Annotated in this window: 13 protein-coding genes; all 13 read right to left on the bottom strand. The window is 50.2% G+C overall.

Going from position 1 to position 17,767, the window contains the following annotated elements; all coding sequences use genetic code 11:
• A partial coding sequence (locus tag VIR50_RS10030; protein ID WP_331934990.1) for a carboxypeptidase-like regulatory domain-containing protein occupies positions 1 to 1,631 on the bottom strand: 1,631 nt, incomplete at its 3' end.
• Positions 1,632 to 2,166: 535 nt separating this feature from the next.
• Positions 2,167 to 3,483 carry a cell division protein FtsZ gene (gene ftsZ, locus VIR50_RS10025; protein WP_331934989.1) on the bottom strand — a complete coding sequence of 439 codons (1,317 nt, stop codon included), beginning with the start codon at positions 3,481 to 3,483 and terminating at the stop codon, positions 2,167 to 2,169.
• 24 nt (positions 3,484 to 3,507) lie between these two features.
• Entirely contained in the window at positions 3,508 to 4,959 is a 1,452-nt protein-coding gene (ftsA, locus tag VIR50_RS10020) for a cell division protein FtsA (protein WP_331934988.1), read from the bottom strand.
• A gap of 37 nt (positions 4,960 to 4,996) precedes the next feature.
• Positions 4,997 to 5,791 (bottom strand): cell division protein FtsQ/DivIB, encoded by a 795-nt coding sequence (locus VIR50_RS10015; protein ID WP_331934987.1) that lies wholly within the window; start codon positions 5,789 to 5,791, stop codon positions 4,997 to 4,999.
• Positions 5,788 to 7,164 (bottom strand): UDP-N-acetylmuramate--L-alanine ligase, encoded by a 1,377-nt coding sequence (gene murC, locus VIR50_RS10010; RefSeq protein WP_331934986.1) that lies wholly within the window; start codon positions 7,162 to 7,164, stop codon positions 5,788 to 5,790. Before murC ends, VIR50_RS10015 begins: the two co-directional genes overlap by 4 nt.
• Complete coding sequence (gene murG / locus VIR50_RS10005) at positions 7,155 to 8,276, bottom strand: undecaprenyldiphospho-muramoylpentapeptide beta-N-acetylglucosaminyltransferase (RefSeq protein WP_331934985.1); 1,122 nt, start codon at positions 8,274 to 8,276, stop codon at positions 7,155 to 7,157. Before murG ends, murC begins: the two co-directional genes overlap by 10 nt.
• 90 nt (positions 8,277 to 8,366) lie before the next feature.
• Entirely contained in the window at positions 8,367 to 9,644 is a 1,278-nt protein-coding gene (locus VIR50_RS10000; protein ID WP_331934984.1) for an FtsW/RodA/SpoVE family cell cycle protein, read from the bottom strand.
• 12 nt (positions 9,645 to 9,656) lie between these two features.
• Complete coding sequence (murD, locus tag VIR50_RS09995; protein WP_331934983.1) at positions 9,657 to 10,988, bottom strand: UDP-N-acetylmuramoyl-L-alanine--D-glutamate ligase; 1,332 nt, start codon at positions 10,986 to 10,988, stop codon at positions 9,657 to 9,659.
• Between the two features lie 39 nt (positions 10,989 to 11,027).
• Positions 11,028 to 12,299: a phospho-N-acetylmuramoyl-pentapeptide-transferase gene (gene mraY / locus VIR50_RS09990; protein ID WP_331934982.1), complete on the bottom strand. Its 1,272-nt coding sequence runs from the start codon at positions 12,297 to 12,299 to the stop codon at positions 11,028 to 11,030.
• Positions 12,300 to 12,339: 40 nt separating this feature from the next.
• A complete protein-coding gene (locus VIR50_RS09985; protein WP_331934981.1) occupies positions 12,340 to 13,791 on the bottom strand; it encodes a UDP-N-acetylmuramoyl-L-alanyl-D-glutamate--2,6-diaminopimelate ligase in 1,452 nt (483 codons plus the stop codon).
• A gap of 29 nt (positions 13,792 to 13,820) precedes the next feature.
• The gene (locus VIR50_RS09980) at positions 13,821 to 15,974 is read right to left on the bottom strand and encodes a penicillin-binding protein (RefSeq protein ID WP_331934980.1); all 2,154 of its coding nucleotides are present in this window, start codon (positions 15,972 to 15,974) and stop codon (positions 13,821 to 13,823) included.
• Positions 15,975 to 16,156: 182 nt separating this feature from the next.
• On the bottom strand, positions 16,157 to 16,597 hold the full coding sequence (locus tag VIR50_RS09975) for an FtsL-like putative cell division protein (protein WP_414703549.1): 441 nt from the start codon (positions 16,595 to 16,597) through the stop codon (positions 16,157 to 16,159).
• 3 nt (positions 16,598 to 16,600) lie between these two features.
• A complete protein-coding gene (rsmH, locus tag VIR50_RS09970; protein ID WP_331934979.1) occupies positions 16,601 to 17,587 on the bottom strand; it encodes a 16S rRNA (cytosine(1402)-N(4))-methyltransferase RsmH in 987 nt (328 codons plus the stop codon).
• Positions 17,588 to 17,767 lie beyond the last annotated feature (180 nt).

Raw genomic sequence — 17,767 nt, 5'->3', positions numbered from 1 at the left:
TGTGTCTTTGCGCTTGAGTTGTGACGAGTATTGTAAGAGTTCGGAGATTGCAGGTAAGTATAGAACATGTACTCATCAGAGTAGTACTCATAGAACCAATTTCCCTTGAAATCTATGTGCAAGTCCTTGATAGGAGTGAACCTGAAGTTCTGTGCTATGTTGAACTTCTGCCAATTATCATCTTCTGTAAAAGCGTTCTGAAGGAACTGTTGGTTACCGTCGCCGGAGTTCTTTCCAAGAAGCAACTCGCCATTGGCATTGTATGCTCTGAACGTGGGAGGGTAAGAGAAGTTGCGTGAGAAGTAGTTGGCTTCCTCGGAGAAGGGCGATATACCCTGCCGGTTGGAGGTGCTAACGCTGACGTTGCTGGTCGAGATAAACCATGGCTTGATCTTGTAATCGGCGTTGAGCAGTCCCGAAATGCGGCGGCTGTAGTTATTGATGGCGCTACCCTCGCTTTTGTTGAAGCCTAAGCCGGCGTAGTAGTGACCACGGTCGTTACCACCACTGAAGCTGAGGTTGTAGTCTTGAGAGAAGCTGGGACTCTTTATGTTGTAGTCCTCCATCTTGTTGTCGGTGAACACCAATTCCTTGCCCGTTACGGGGTCGGTCATGGTTTGCCATCCTTTCGCGGTCAACTCTTTGTAGAGTTCGGCGCTCAGTTTCTCCTTGGCATATACGCCCCAGATACCTGCCGCGCTCTTATTACCGTCGGCATTGTAGTCATTTCCGGTGCCGAAAGGCTGGTTGGCGCCCAAAGAACCGAGCGTGGTGGTACCTTTCTGACTGGCAAAGAGGTAGGCACGGCGCATATAATATAGGTAGTCGCGCGCGCCAAGGAACTCATACGGATTGTGGAAGTAGTTCCAAGAGAGCTTGGTATTGAAGTTTATCGTGCTCTTGCCTTGCTTTCCTTGCTTGGTAACAATGAGGATAACACCGTTGTTGGCACGCGATCCGTAGATGGCAGTGGCCCCGGCGTCCTTCATGACTTCCATGGACTCGATGTCGTTGGGGTTGATGTCGCTCATGCTGCCGCGGATGGTTCCGTCGACCACAATGAGCGGACTGCCGGTTCCGTTATAGTCGGTACCACCACGAAGAATGATGGTCGGGGCGGCATTAGGGTTACCTGAATTCTGTATGACACGTAATCCGGCCACGGTACCGCTCAATGCTTGGGCCGCATTGGAGAACATACCGGTGGTGAGGTTCTCGCTCTTGACCTTGGAAATAGAGTTGGTCAACTTTGAACGAATGATGGAACCGCTATATCCGGTTACCACAACTTCGTTAAGAGAGGTGGTGGTCTCGGTCAGCGTAATGTTCATATTGCTGCCGTTCCACGTTACTTCTTTCGGGTCATAGCCTATGTATGACACCTGAAGAATGGCTCCTTTAGAAACGTTAGAGAGGGTAAAGTTACCGTTAAGGTCGGTCACGGTGCCGTTCTTGGTACCTTTCACTACTACGGTAGCTCCGATAATCATTTCTCCGTTTGCGTCTTTAACGACACCTCGGCAGGTTTGTTGCTGCTGGACAATCTGCGTAGAAATGCCCGCATACGCCAATGTGTTAGCCGAAGAGGCGGCCAGCATTGCGCATACTGTAAGGATTAAGGTTTTCTGCATAACTATAATAAAGGTTAGTGTTTGGATTAGTCAGCTTTTAATGCAAAAATAAAATAAATATTGTTAGTTACCAAATATAAAGCAGAAAATTATCAAATTAATATAAAATATTTTACAAATAGATGATATTTTGCAGGAAAATAATTAATAATAAGCCATGAATGAGGAGATGAGGGGGTGGTTGTGAGGATGATAGGAAGGGGTGATGATGGGATGAAAGTAGGGTGGTTGGAGGGTAGGAAGTTTTTTGTTGGTGGATGGGTCGGTAGCTGTTGTCGGACGGGTTGGAGTAGTCCGACTGGTCAGACCCGTCCGATGGCTGCGCCAAAGCGGGCCTTTGGCCCGATGAAAGGGGGCTTTTGGTGGAGTGATAGCAGCCCTTTTGGCGGGTGAAAGGGTAGCTTTGAGAAAGAGGCTTTGGGCAAGGCGGGCTATTTTTAGTTGTTGATAGCCATAAAAAACGAATCATACGAAGGGGCCGTTTGATGGGAACCGTTCGTATGATTCGTAATAGAAGCCGGGCGATGGGTCTTGCCTAAGCGAAGGAAATCACGCCTTGTACGGGGGGATTGTTGGCGTCGTTATCTTCTTTGACGGGCTTGCCGGAGGCTTGTTTACGGATGTCCTCAAGCTGTTGGCGGGTGCGTTTGTAGGTCGGCGTGTTCTCTATGGCCAAGATAACGTCCTCGTTGTTGAGGTCATCGGGCTGGAAGAGATAAATCTGCGGGCGGCGCTTGTATTGGTTGTTGCCGCTGTCGCGACCGTAATAGTGCTGGCGGCGCTCTTGTCTTACGGCCGCCTTCTCTTGCTCACGGGCTATGCGGTCGGCCTCTTCCTGCGAGTATTTGCGTCCCAAATGGTTGTGCATGCCGTCTACGTCCTCTATTCCGAAGCCGGTGGCAAGGATGGTTACCTTGACTTTCTTGCCGAGTTCGGGGTCGATGGCGACACCCCATTTGATTTCAAAGTTGCTGTCGAACTTCGCCATGAAGTCGTTGACGTCGTTCATTTCGTCCATCATGAGACCCTCGTCGCCCTTTTCGCTGTTGAAAGCTATGCTGAGAAGAATCTTCTTGGAGTTGTAAACGTCGTTGTCGTTGAGCAGCGGTGAGTTGAGCGCATCCTCGATGGCGGCTTTCACACGGCCGTCGCCTTCGCCGTAACCGGTACTCATGATGGCCACGCCGCCGTCCTTCAACACGGTCTTAACGTCGTTGAAGTCGAGGTTCATCAGTCCATGCGTGGTGATAATCTCGGCAATGCTCTTGGCCGCAATGCTGAGGGTGTCGTCGGCTTTGGCGAAAGCGTTGAGCAGGGACAGCTCCGGATAAATCTCACGGAGCCGCTCATTATTGATGACTAACAAGGCGTCGACGTGCTTGGCCATTTCTTCCACGCCGTCGAGGGCTTGGTCTATCTTGCGCTCTCCTTCAAAACGGAAGGGAATGGTGACGATTCCGACGGTCAGAATGCCCAGCTCCTTGGATACACGAGCTATGACGGGAGCGGCTCCGGTGCCCGTTCCACCGCCCATACCGGCGGTGATAAAGGCCATGCGAGTGCCGTCGCTGAGCATGTTTTTCAGGTCGGAGAGGCTCTCCTCGGCCGCTTGGCGGGCTTTCTCGGGCTTGTTTCCGGCGCCGAGTCCTTCCTTTCCTAATTGCAGATGAACGGGCACAGGCGAGTCGTTGAGTGCCTGATTGTCCGTGTTACACAGCACGAAAGTAACGTCATGGATACCTTCGCGATACATGTGGTTTACGGCATTGCCGCCGCCGCCACCAACACCGATGACTTTGATAATACTTTTCTCTTTGTCCGGTTCTCCGAAATCAACTATAGGGTTTGGCATATTTCTAAATTCATTTGATGTTGTTTATTCTTCTTCTTTCAGCATTTGATCGCCAAAGTCCTTGGCTTTCTTGAAGAGTTTGTGCCAAAAGCTGTTCTCCTTTCGGCGGGCTTCCTCTTCTGCTTCCCGCTTTTCCTGCTCTATGCGGGCGGCCTCTTCCTCGGCTTCTTTCTTCTTACGAAGCTCTTCCTCGGCCTTGAGCTTTTCGGCTTCGGTGCGTACTACGCCGCTGCCTGCTACCTCGCTGAAGGGTCGGGGTGTGGTGTGGGGATCGGGATTGCCGGCTGCCGGGGCTACGGGGTCGCCCGCGCTGAAGAGGTCATTGGTGATTTCGGGGCCGGCACAGTTCATGTCGCCCTTGGCCAACAAGCCGAGCAGGGTGTTCATATCGCTGTTGTGGCGATTGATTTCCTCGCTGGTGGTGTTGATGGTTTGGGTCACGAACTTGGCTATACGAATCTTGTCGATGTGCGTATGGTTGCGGAAGGCGATGTCGATATTCTTCATGTTTGAGCCAGCACCGGTCAGAATGATTCCTCCCAAGAGCTTGTCGGCGTATTCGTTGGGTACTTGGAACCACGCGTTCTCGATGATTTCTTCCACGCGGCCCTCAACGATGTCGATAAACTTGCGGCTTTCTATCTTCCTATCTTGGTCGATGGGAAGCATGAGCGTGTTGTCAATCTCGTTGTTGGGAGTGTATGCGCTGGCGTATTTCAGCTTCATTTGCTCGGCCACGGTCTCCTCCATTTGAAACGAGGCGATGTCCTTCGTGATGTTGTCACCACCCAAGGGGATGACCGCCAGATGGCGAAGAATGTTCTTGTAATATACGGATACGGTTGTCGTTCCCGAACCGAGGTCGACCAATACGCAGCCGGCTCTTTTCTCGGCTTCGGTAAGCACGCTGTCGGCCATGGCCAAGGGCGCGAGGTACATTTCGGCAATGGCAATGCCGGCTTGGTCGAAGCATTTGTTAAGATTGCGGTAGAAGGATTTTGCCCAAAGGATGTTGAGGAAGTTACCTTCCAAGTGGTTGCTCTGAATACCTACCGGGTCGAGTTGATATTGGGCGTCAACTTTGTATTCTTGAGTGGCAGAGTCAAGGATTTCTTGGTCCGTGTAGGGCATGCTGCGGTTAGAGTCCATCAACTCGTTGATCATGTCTTGCGAGACGATCGTGTCGGCGGGAAGTTCTTTGGTGATGACATTCTTCACACTCAAAATGGACTGTCCGCCCACGCCTACGTAGACATGATTGATGTTGGTCTTGAGGATGTTTTTCAGTTTCTGCATGATATTTGACAGACACTGCACCGTCTTGTCGACGTTATATACCACGCCTTTTCTGATACAGGAGGTGGAATCTTCCTCGACTACTGCCAGTACGGTGATACTTCCGTCGAGATTCTTCTTTCCTGCAATGCCTGAAATCTTAGTGGATCCCAGTTCGATAGCTACAATAAATTCTGCCATACTTTATTTATTTTATGTCTTAGTCTTGATTGATAAGTTATAACTCTTTTCTTCTTTTACAGATAATCTGATTGTCAAATTCTAAGTTGATGTGGGAGTATTTGTTCCAACCGGCTTGTGAGAGTCCATATTTATAGAAGTTCTCCAAGCGTGTCAGCTTCTTGTCAATGAATTCATTGACAAGTTTGCTTCGCTCCTTTTTGAATTTACTTTCAGGAAGTCTGCCTATATGAATAATCTGATCACCCACGCGGGGGACTAACTCCACGGAGCGGTCGGGTAGTACATTGATTTGCTCTATTTGATTTTTCCAAAGGTTATCGTCCATAATCGCTTTGCTCATGGGGGAGATATAATTCATGGCAAACCATTTTGTGATGTGGCCGGTGGCAATGATCAGGTCGGACGTATAGTGAGAATTGGGCATGATGCAATCGTTATCATCCACATAATAGTCGTCCCCTTGGACGGCTTTTATTCTGACCACGGGCATTCGTTGCGTAAGTAAGATACATACGCGGCCGTCTTGTGTCTTGAAGCATTCGGCGGTCTTGACGAATGGACTCGACTTTAGCATTTCCTCAATTTTCCGTGCGTCGACATAGCGCATGGGCTTTTCGAGGGGATAGAGGTTATTGGCCTCGAGTCGATGTTTTATTTCCTGCGTGTTGATGAATCCGTTTGTAGCCTCGTCTTGGATATTGATGGTAACCTTGGTGCACACATTCTTTGTTTCATCGGGCTTGTTAAACTCGGTGAAAGCTAAAATGAGATACCCTGCCAACAACACGTCAAGTGTCGCGGTTATCGTCTTTTTCCAATTCAATCTCATTTATTTTCGATAATCTTGGCTATTTGCGGTACGTAATTATCCAAATCTCCGGCCCCTAAGACTATCAGCACGTCAAAGTCACGGCTCTTAACCAAGTCGATTACATCTTCTTTGTGGATCATCTGTTTTTTCACGCCGGGTTTCAAGTTGTCATATATTAATTGGCTCGTGACGCCGGGAATAGGCTGTTCGCGGGCCGGGTAGATGTCGCATAAGATGACTTCATCCAATAGACTTAGCGCATCGGCAAAGTCCTGATAGAAGTCACGAGTACGAGTAAAAAGATGGGGTTGGAAAATAGCGGTAATCTTTCGGTCTTGGTACAGCTCCCTCATGCTCTTGGCACTTTGGTATATTTCCTTGGGATGGTGGGCATAATCGGAAAGAAAAACATGCTTGTCGTTCTTTATCTTAAAGTCAAAACGGCGGTCCACTCCTCCGTATGTCTTCATTCCATAGCGTAGTTCTTCAGCGGTGCAACCGCTCAATTGAGCCATTGCCATTGCCGCTATGCCGTTTTCAATATTGATGGGAACGGGTTGACCAAGCTCTATGTTTGCGATATTTTCAATGGGAGAAATAAAGTCAAAGGTTATTTCGCCATTCTTGATTTGAATGTTTTCCGCATGAAAGTCGCCCTCATTCAAACTATATTCATACACTTTGACACCCTCCGCGACCTCTTGCCGCATTTCCAAATCTTTGCGTAAAATCAGCGCTCCGCCCGGTTGTATCAGGGTAGTGTAGTGGTGGAAGCTCTCCAAATAGGCTTCCTTGGTTCCATAAATATCCAAGTGGTCGGGGTCGGTAGACGTGATGACGCTTATCCATGGGCGGAGCCAATGAAATGAGCGGTCGAATTCGTCAGCCTCTATGACTACATATTCACTGCTGTCGGATAAGATGTAATTGGTTCCATAGTTCTTTGAAATGCCACCCAAGAACGCGTTGCAGTCGACATGACTTTGATGTATGATGTGCGCGCACATGGTAGAGGTCGTTGTCTTGCCGTGTGTGCCGGCCACACAAAGTCCTTTGTGCGTGCGAGTTAATGTGCCGAGCACCTGCGCTCGTTTCTCTATTTCAAATCCATTCTCACGGAAATAGACAAGCTCTTGGTGCGTTTCAGGGACAGCGGGTGTGTAAATGACCAAGCAAGTGCTCTTGTTGCGGCATGCCTGCGGAATCTCTTCACAGTTTTCTTCATAGTGAATGAGCATTCCTTCTTTTTCCAATTGGCGGGTCAAGTCAGAGGGTGTCTTGTCATACCCGGCTACTACCACACCTTTATTGATAAAATATCGGGCAATGGCACTCATGCCAATGCCACCTGCTCCTATGAAATATACAGCTTTAATGTCTTTTATTTCCATTTTGATTGGGTTGCTAACTTGATGACTTTGTCGGCAATGATGTCGGCAGAGTCTTTATATCCTAATTTAAGGATGTTGTCACTGAGGTTCTGTAATTTGTTATCATCTTTGACAATTGTCAAAGCCTGATGGATAAGAACGTCCGCGGCTTCCGTGTCTTTCACGTAAACCGCCGCGTCCTTATTGACCAATGCCATGGCATTCTTTGTCTGGTGGTCTTCCGCTACGTTGGGGCTGGGGACCAATATAACCGGTTTGCCTATCAGGCAGAACTCTGATATGCTGCTGGCTCCCGCACGGCTGATGACCAAATCGGCCGCTTTGTAGGTGGCACCCATATCGGCTATGAAGTCGGTAATAATCAGATTACCCGGCTTTCCGAGTTTTTCAACTCGTTCTTTCATTTCTTCGAGGTAGTATTTACCCGTTTGCCAAATGAATTGCACATCACTATCGGCGATTTCTTGCAAATGATTGATGACGCTGTCATTGATGGTGCGAGCGCCAAGACTGCCACCTATTAATAATACAGTCTTCTTATCGGGATCCAAGCCCCATTGCTTGCGGGCTTCTTCTTTGCTGACCGTAGCGTTTAATACGTTCTGTCTTACCGGATTACCGGTTATCACTATCTTGTCGGAAGGGAAGAAGCGCTCCATTCCTTCATAAGCGACACAGATGACAGAAGCCTTTTTTGCCAAGAGCTTATTGGTGACACCGGCATACGAGTTCTGCTCTTGTATCAGGCAGGGCACACCTTTGTCCGCGCAAACATTGAGCGTCGGGCCACTGGCATAGCCTCCTACGCCAACGGCAGCCATGGGCTTGAAATCCTTGATAATACGTTTTGCCATGCGTTGGCTCTTCCATATTTTGAGGATAACGCTGAAGTTTTTCAGGAGATGTTTGCGGTCAAATCCACATATAGGCAGGCCTTTAATTTCATATCCTGCGGCAGGAACACGCTGCATTTCCATTCTTCCCAAAGCTCCAACGAAGAGAATCTTCGCATCGGGGCGCTTGGCTTTAATGGCATTGGCTATGGAAATGGCCGGAAAGATGTGACCACCGGTCCCTCCACCGCTAATGATAATCCTTAATTCCTTATCCATTTGATTTTCTTATCTATATTGCAAAAGTAATCAAAAAAATCTTTTTTAATCCATTTTGCATGTTTTTTATTCCGTTGACTGTGAGTTAGTTTAATAGATACCTTGAAGGCTTTGTTGCGTCTCCGTTTCTTTCTTCTTTTTCGCCGAGCGGCTTACGCTTAAAATGACACCTATATATATACAGTTGATCATCGTGGAAGTACCACCTTTACTAATCAAAGGAAGCGGCTGTCCGGTCACGGGCACCAATCCCACGGCCACGCACATGTTGAATAATGCCTGCGTTACCAGCAGCAGGGCAAGGCCCATAGCCAAGAAAGCAGGGAAGTTATTCTCACATCGGGTAGCGATACTTCCGGTTCTGAACAGCAGGATGATGTAGAGCAAAGCTACAAAAATGGCGCCGCTAATGCCCAGTTCCTCAATGATGATGGCATAGATGAAGTCGGAGAAAGCCTGTGAAAGGAAGTCGCGCTCCTCAGAGTTTCCCGGGCCTTTCCCGATAATCCGTGATGAGGCTATGGCGATATTGGCATGTGCTACCTGCGCATCTTTATCCAAATCCACCTCTGCCGGCGTTATTTCCTTTTGGTTAACGAATTTAATGATACGCCCTTTCCATGTGTCGGCACGGTGGAAGAGCGAACTGAAAACACCATCATCGTCCTCTTCTTCCGCTATTTTGGCTTGTGCGGTTTGCTCCGTCAGGTTCTTACCGGTATCGGTTGTAGGCTGTTCATGTCCTGCCAGCATGATAAAAGAAAGGAAGGCCAGCAAGATAACCATCAATATTCCCATGAGTATTCCGATGAGTTTCATGGGCACGCGGCCTATAATCATCATCATGATAATGACCGCTCCCAGCAACACGGCGGTAGAGAAGTTCTCACGAACAATGAGCAATAAGATGGGTATAGAAGTCCATAAAATGTATTTAAAGGCATGTTTGTCGGCGCCTTTCTCCGTCTGCATGGCACTCAATATCTGCGCCGTAGCCAATACCAGCGTGCCTTTGGCTATTTCCGAAGGCTGAAACTGCATGCCGAAAAAGCTGATCCATCGTTGCGCACCGTTAGTGGCGTTGCCGGCCACCACTACCCATAGCAGGGTGGCAACAGAGATAATGAGCAGAAAGGGCGTCATAATCTTGAAGTATCGGCATTGGATGTTCAGCGTTACAACCATGGAGAATACGCCCATCAGCAGAATGCCGAAGTGCTTCAACATGGGTGCCCAGTAGCTTCCTCCTTTGTAAGTCAGCTCCGATGAGGCCGAGAACACCTCAACCACACTGATGATACATAGGAAGAAAAATATCATCCAAATCACCTTGTCGCCCTTAAAGACGTTTCCAAGTGTTGTGTTCATGACGGTTTTTCTTTACAGATTTCCTACCAAAGTCTTGAATTGTTCGCCCCTATCTTCCATGTTCTTGAACAAATCGAAGCTGGCGCAGCAAGGGCTGAGCAGTACCGTGTCGCCGGGACGGGCCAATTCATGGCAAGCTGCCACGCAATCTTTCATGCTGTGGGTGTCGCGTATGGTAATGCCCAGTGCGTCAAAGTTATCGTGTAATTTTTGATTGTCAGCCCCCAAGTACACCAAGGCTGTGCATTTTTCCTTGATGAGTGGCTTGATAGGTTCGTAGTCATTGCCTTTGTCTTTGCCACCAAGAATAAGAATCGTGGGCGTTTTCATGCTTTCCAACGCATACCAGCAGGCGTCTACGTTGGTGGCTTTCGAGTCGTTGATGTACTGCACGTCACCGACCTTACATACCTTTTCCAGTCGGTGTTCCACACCCGGGAAGTCGCCGAGGCTCTGCTTTATCACCTCTTTATTGATACCGGCGATGTTGGCGGCAATACCTGCGGCCAAGCTGTTATAGATGTTATGCTTGCCCGTGAGTGAAAGTTCGTCCTGCTCCATGTTGAAAAGCGTAGGCCTCTCTATCGTGTATAGTCCATCCTCTATGTAGCCTATAGCCCCATTTTCCTTGAATTCGGAGAATGGGTACTGCGTGGCCTTGATGTCATATTTCGTTAATGCCTCCTTGATAACGGGATCATCGTTCCAATAAATAAAGCTGTCATCGGCCGTTTGGTTCTGAATGATGCGCATTTTCGCTGCCGCGTAGTTTTCGAACTTGTTGTCGTAGCGGTCTAAGTGGTCAGGCGTGATGTTGAGCAGAATGGCGATGTTGGCACGGAAATGATACATATTATCCAGTTGGAAGCTGCTCAACTCGATGATATAGTACTCATGTGGGTCCTCGGCTACTTGTAACGCTAAGCTCCTACCGATATTCCCGGCCAATCCCGCGTCGTAACCGGCCGCCTTGAAGATGTGGTAAATCAGCGATGTAGTCGTCGTCTTACCATTGCTACCCGTTATGCAAACCATCTTGGCATTGGTGTATCGGCCGGCGAATTCTATCTCACTGATGACGGGAATGCCCTTTTCCATAATCTTCCTGATCATGGGAGCCTCGTCAGGAATGCCCGGGCTTTTGATAACCTCGTCGGCATTCAATATCTTGTCTTCGGTGTGATGGCCCTCTTCCCATTCGATGGCGTGGTCATCCAACAGTTTCTTGTATTTGTCCTTGATGGCCGACATGTCCGAAACAAACACGTCAAAGCCTTCTTTCTTGGCCAGCACCGCGGCGCCGGCACCACTTTCAGCAGCTCCTAATACAACGATTCTTTTCATCTTTTAATTCCTTTATCCCAAGTTGTCTATATAGCTTCTTTATCTCATCTTCAGCGTGATGATGGTCAGGGCTGATAGGATGATGGTCGTAATCCAGAACCTTACCGTTATCTTCGACTCATGAAACTGACGTTTAGGCCAGCCTTTCAGTACGTAGCGGCTGGTGGGGTCGAGCTGTGAGTCGAGCTTGCGGAAGTTGTCGTGGATAGGCGCCGCCCTGAACACACGTACCCGCTCACCCTTGCGTTTGCGGTATTTGAAGTAGGTAGACTGTATGATGACACTCAGACTTTCCACGAAGAATATGCCACAAAGGATAGGCAGCAACAGCTCTTTGTGGATAATCACGGCACAAACACCGATGATACCGCCGATTGTGAGCGACCCCGTGTCGCCCATGAACACTTGCGCGGGATAGGCGTTATACCATAAGAAACCAATCATGGCGCCGATAAAGGCACAGAGGAATACCACCAATTCCTGCGACCCGGGGATGTACATGATGTTCAGGTAGGCCGCGAATTCGATGTGACTCGACACGTAGGCCAATATGCCTAACGCCACTCCCACTATCGCCGCGTTGCCCGCGCACATGCCATCCATGCCGTCGTTGAGGTTGGCTCCATTCGATACGGCTGTCACAACGAGGATAGTCATGACAACGAACAGTATCCATCCGGCCGCCGTTTTGTATTTTCCGCAGAACGACATCAGTTGTGAATAGTCCAAATTATGGTTCTTCACGAAGGGAATCGTTGTCTTCAGCGATTTCACGGCTTCCGATTTATGGGTCACTACCGTTTCTTGGCCTTGGCGTTGGGTCTCAATGTTGAGGTTGATTTTGGCGTCGGGGCTGGCCCAAAGTGTCAGTCCCACGATGAGACCGATGGTCACCTGACCCACAATCTTGTACTTTCCTTTCAGTCCATCCTTGTTTTTCTTGAATATTTTGATGTAATCGTCCAAGAAACCGAGGAAGCCCAGCCATACGGTTGTGACAATCATGAGCAGCAGGTAGGTGTTGCGCATACGACCCAACAGCACTACCGGCACCAAAATGGCTACGATAAAGATGATACCACCCATAGTTGGCACGCCTTTCTTCTGCGTTCCAAATGGGTCGATAGAGGCATCGCGCTGTGTCTCCGAAATGTTTCTCCGCTTCATGAACTTGATGAAACGTTCACCAAACCATGCGGAAATGACGAGTGACAGAATCAGGGTGAGCAGTGCTCTGAACGAAATGTACTGCCACATGTGTGACCCGGGAATGTCAAACTGGTCGAGAAATCTAAACAGATAGTATAACATGTTTTCTATATTTTAGTGGCCTTTCGGCCGTCACTTCTATTTAGGCATTGAACACTTCTCTAACCACCTCTTTGTCATCAAAGTGGTGTTTCACGCCTTTTATTTCCTGATAATCCTCATGTCCTTTGCCGGCGATGAGGATAACGTCGCCCTTCCGGGCCATCATACAGGCCGTTCGGATGGCTTCTTTGCGGTCTGCGATACTGATAACCTTCTTCATTTGTTGCGCGTTGAGCCCTGCCAGCATGTCGTTGATGATGTCCTGCGGTTCCTCAAAGCGGGGATTGTCGCTCGTTATGATGACTTTATCGCTCTGCTTCACGGCTTCTTGGGCCATGAGTGGTCGCTTTCCCTTGTCACGATTGCCGCCGGCGCCACACACGGTGATGACATGGCCCTTGCCGTTGAGCACTTCGTGGATGGCGTTGAGCACGTTCTCCAAGGCGTCGGGCGTGTGGGCATAGTCCACGATGGCCGTATAACCTTCGGGAGAGTGTATCGGCTCGAGGCGTCCGCTCACGCTATGGAGCGTGCTCATGGCGAGTAATACATCCTCGGGTTGCTTGCCCAACATGATGGCTGCGCCATATACGGCCAGCAGGTTGCTCACGTTGAACTTGCCAATGAACTGAACGCCCACCTCGTGATTGTCGATGTCGAGATACATACCTTCAAAATGACACTCTATGATACGTGCCTTGAAGTCGGCCATGCTGCGGGTGGAGTAAGTCTTCACGGTGGCCTTGGTGTTTTGCACCATCACCATGCCGTTCTTGTCGTCGGCATTGGTAATGGCAAAAGCGCCCTTCGGCAGGCTGTCGAAAAATGCTTTTTTGGCGTCGCGGTAGTTCTCAAATGTCTTGTGATAATCCAAATGGTCACGTGTGAGGTTCGTGAAAAGACCGCCGGCAAAGGTCAGTCCGCTGATACGTTTCTGCGCGATGGCGTGGCTTGAGCATTCCATGAAGGCATACTCGCAGCCTGCTTCCACCATGCGGGCCAGCAATCTGTTCAGCTCTATGGGGTCGGGCGTGGTGTGATCAGCCGGTATGGCCTCGTCCTCTATGTAGTTGCAAACGGTAGAGAGCAGCCCACATTTGTGTCCCATCTTGCGGAACATATTATATAATAAGGTGGCAATAGTGGTCTTTCCGTTGGTTCCGGTTACGCCCACCAATGTCAGTTTGGTCGATGGATAGCCATAGAAAGCCGTCGCGGCCTTGCCTGCGGCGTCTTCCGTAGCGTCTACCTGAATATAGGTAACGCCGTCCGCGCATGTCTGAGGCATGTCTTCACAGAGGATGGCTTGCGCCCCCAGCTCTATGGCTTTGTCGATGAATTTATGCCCATCGACCACCGTTCCCTTCATGGCGATGAAGAGATGGCCTTTCTCTATGCGGCGTGAATCGATGTTGACACCGCAAATCTCTACATCCATGTCGCCTATGACTTGCAGGGGCTTCATGTTTTTAAGCACTTCGCTTAATCTCATACGTATCTTGTTTTTTAAATGTTGACTTTTTATTCCAGCACCAGCAGGCATTTCATTCCCTTGTAGATGGTCTTTCCGGGTTGCTGACTTTGCTTGACCACGTGGCCCCTGCCTTTGATCAAGGCTTTCACGCCACGACTTTCCAGCAGGAAAACGGCGTCACGGGCACCCATGCCTGTCACGTCGGGCACTTGCTTACGGTTGTGTATCTTCTCCCGTTGTAGGGTCACGGTCTTATGTTGTGACGCGGCCTTTCCCCAAATGGGGTTGCCGTCGGTGTAGCTTCCCGACCAGTTCTTGTTCGTATTGATACCCAAATGGGACAGTACGTAGTCGGCGGCCAGCATGTTGCCACCCTTCACCCGAGGCACGAAGATGGAGGAAGAGTCGCGGGCGTCTCTCACGTCGAGCTTCAAACTTTGGGCCATAATGCCCTCGGCGATGTTGTGGAACACGACACCGCTCATACCGCCACCCGAGGCCGGGAGGCCCGATTTCTGTATGCAGACAATGCAACTGTAGCGGGGATTGTCGTCAGGGAAGTAGCCCGCAAAGCTCAGTAGGTAGTTGGTGACACCGTTCTTATAGCCTTGTGCGCCTTTCGACATCTGTGCCGTACCCGTCTTTCCGGCCACCCGGAACGATGGGGAGCCTGCTTTGTGACCCAAACCTTCGCTGACCACACGGTCGAGTATGCGCTGTATTTCCTTCAAAGTCTTCTCTTTACAGATACGCTCACGCATTACCTGCGGGGGGAAGTCCATGAGTACCTCCCCGTTCTTTACCACCTGCTTCACGAAGCGGGGCCGCATCATCTTGCCGTTGTTGGCGATGGCGTTATAGAATGTGAGGGTTGAGATAGGTGGAATCTGCGTTTCGTAGCCGATACTCATCCATGGCAGGGCCGTGGAACTCCAATTGAGCCATTGGCCCCGGCTGTTTTTCTTGGGCATACGAATGCGGGCCGGCGTGGCACCTACCAAGGGTATATGGAGGTTGTCGGCCAGTCCGGTGCGGTAAATGCCTCGTACGAATTTCTCGGGATTGGCGCGGTAGTGGTCGTCTATAATGCGGCTGACACCGATATTGGAGCTGACCATCAGTGTTTGGGGCAGCGTAAGCAGTCCGTAACCGCCGCGCCGCCAGTTGTGGTCCTTCATTTCGCGGCCATACATGGGCCACACGCCACCGGCCGTCTCTACCTTATAAGTCGTGTCGACCACGCCATCGTCGAGCGCCACCATGATAGATGCCGTCTTGAAAACGGAGCCCGGCTCGAGCAAGTCGCTCACGGCGTGGTTATGGATTTCCCGATATTCGCCGTCAACGCACTTCTCCATGTTGACAATGGCTTTCACGTCGCCCGTCGCCACCTCCATGACAATGGCCACACCTACGTTGCCATTGATGAGTTTCAGCTCTTCGATGAGCGACCGCTCGGCCAAATCCTGCATGCCCACGTCGATGGTTGTCACGATGTCGGCGCCGTCGACGGGTGGCGTATCCATGATGTCAAGGAACTTATTGAGCACCTTGCGGCGATGAATGATACCGTTGGTGCCACGCAGGATGGAGTCGTAAGAAAGCTCCAAGCCGAATCGTGCCGCGTCCTTGGCGCCGTACATGGCTCCGATGGTGCGGCTGGCCAATGAACCGTAGGACCGTTTGCGGGCATTGTTCTCCTCAAAATGGAAACCGCTGCGGTAGGCCGAAAGGTTGAAAACGGGCAGGTCTCTAATCTCGGTAAAGGTGTTATAGTCGATACGCTTGGGCCAAATGGGCCAATGGCGCTTGCGTTGTTTCTTGCCTTCTTCCAAGTGAGTGCGGAACGCCTTGGCCGACATTTCGGGGAAAATGCGGTTGAGCCCCATGCTGATAGAGTCGATCTTGGCTTCCCAAAGCGAGTCGTTCTCGGCGTCGTGAAGGGCTTGGAAGTCCATAAACACCTTGAACTCGGGCAGGCTGCTGGCCATAAGATTGCCATCGCAGCTTAGGATGTTGCCTCGGGTGGGCTTGATGTCGACGCTGTCTTTCTTCACTCTGTCGGCCACGGCCATCCAATAATCGTGCTTGGCCGTCATGATATAAAGCATTTTACCCACAACGGCGATAGCCACAAGGGTCATCAACAGCGCGAAAGCACTGTAGCGAGGCATGATTTTATGATGGTCAAACTTGCTCATGGGGCACTGGTTGAATAGCTGCTATTGGGAGGGGTAATCCCGTTGAATGTTATTATTAATTTGCCTATGGGGCGGATGTTGTAAAATTTTTATCCGATGAAAGGACGGTAAGATGAGGCGATGACTCTCTTTGTTGCTAAGATAAGATGGTGATGAGTTGTGTTGATGACTCTCTGTCTGCCTTATTTCTCGGGTATGTTGATGATGTAAGGAGGCTGGTTGGGAATCTTTAGCACGCTGTCCTTATTGTTCTTCAACATGTCGAGCACATGGCTCTCACGACTTATCTCGGTCAGTTTGCTGCTGCTCGACAAGGCCTTGTACTTGGCGTCTTGCAGCTCGGTGTTGAGGCGGTCTATCTCGAGTAGATCTTTCTGAATGCTGTAGCGGTTGGCTATGTAGATAATCAGGAAGAAGGCAATGAGCAATATTACCCATATCTGATTGCGGATTGTCTGGGTCGAAAGGATGTCGCCACCCAGCACTTTCCTAAGCGTGAACTTAGACGACGCGGGGGCTTCGTCCTCCGTGGCCTGCTCTATGAGCACCTCCTTGAGCGTGGGGGCTTCCTCTTTTGGTTTGTCGTCGACTATATCTTCGACCTTTTTGGTTTCTTCCATCATCGTTTATTTCTTTTCGGCTATGCGGAGCTTGGCGCTTCGGCTGCGTGGGTTGAGCTGCTGTTCATCGGCGTTGGGCACGATTACCTTGTTGTTGACAAGGCGGTAAGGGGTGTCGAAGCGGCCGAAGAAGTCCTGCTCTATCTTTCCCTCCGCGTTGCCCGTCTTCATGATGTTCTTCACGATGCGGTCCTCCAAGGAGTGATAGGTGATGACGGAAAGGCGGCCGCCGGGTGCCAAGAGTTGGGTGGCGCCAAGCAACATTTCCTTCAATGCCTCCATCTCATGGTTGACCTCGATGCGCAACGCTTGGAAAAGTTTGGCCATTTCCTTCTTCTCACGCTCACGCCTGAAGAGCGGTTCCACGGCGTGAATGAATTCTTGGGTGGTCTGTATGGGCTTTTCGGCACGGGCCTTTACGAGCGCCGAGGCCACCTGACGGGCGTTCTTCAGTTCTCCATATAGGTAGAACAAGTCGGCCAAAGCCTCCTCCCGGTAGTTATTGACGATTTCCGCGGCGGTCACTCCGGCACGCTTGTTCATCCGCATGTCGAGTGGGGCGTCGAAACGGAACGAGAACCCTCGCGTCTCATCATCGAAATGATGGCTCGATACGCCTAAGTCGGCCAGCAATCCGTCGATATGGTCAACGCCGTAATAGCGCATCCAATTTTTCAGATAGCGGAAGTTGGAGCGCACGAAGGTGAAGTTTTGGGGTGAGGAGGTGAGGGGATGAGGAGTTGAGGGATCGGCAGATGAAGATTCATTTGCCCCATCGTTTGCCATCCCCATGCTTAAATTACGCTCGGCGTCGGCGTCTTGGTCGAAGCTGAATAGGCGTGCGTCGGTGTCGAGGCGTGACAATATCTCACGCGAGTGGCCACCGCCGCCGAAAGTAACGTCGACGTAAATGCCGCCGGGCTTGATGTTGAGCCCGTCCACACTCTCACGGAGGAGTACCGGAACGTGATAAACTTCTGCTGTTTTTACCATTATCTTGATGTTAGCCGTGCGATTATCCTTGGCTGTTATTTGTGATTTTGCGTTAGCTGCGGGTTAGTATTGGCAGCCCATCATGTCGTTGATGGCTTTCTCAAACTCATCGCCGGGCAATGACTGTTTAGCCATTTCGGCGGTACTCCATATCTCGATGGTGTCGTCCATGCCCACCAA

Source organism: Prevotella sp. (assembly GCF_036570325.1).
GTDB lineage: Bacteria > Bacteroidota > Bacteroidia > Bacteroidales > Bacteroidaceae > Prevotella.
This window is presented reverse-complemented; position numbering and strand designations above follow the sequence as displayed.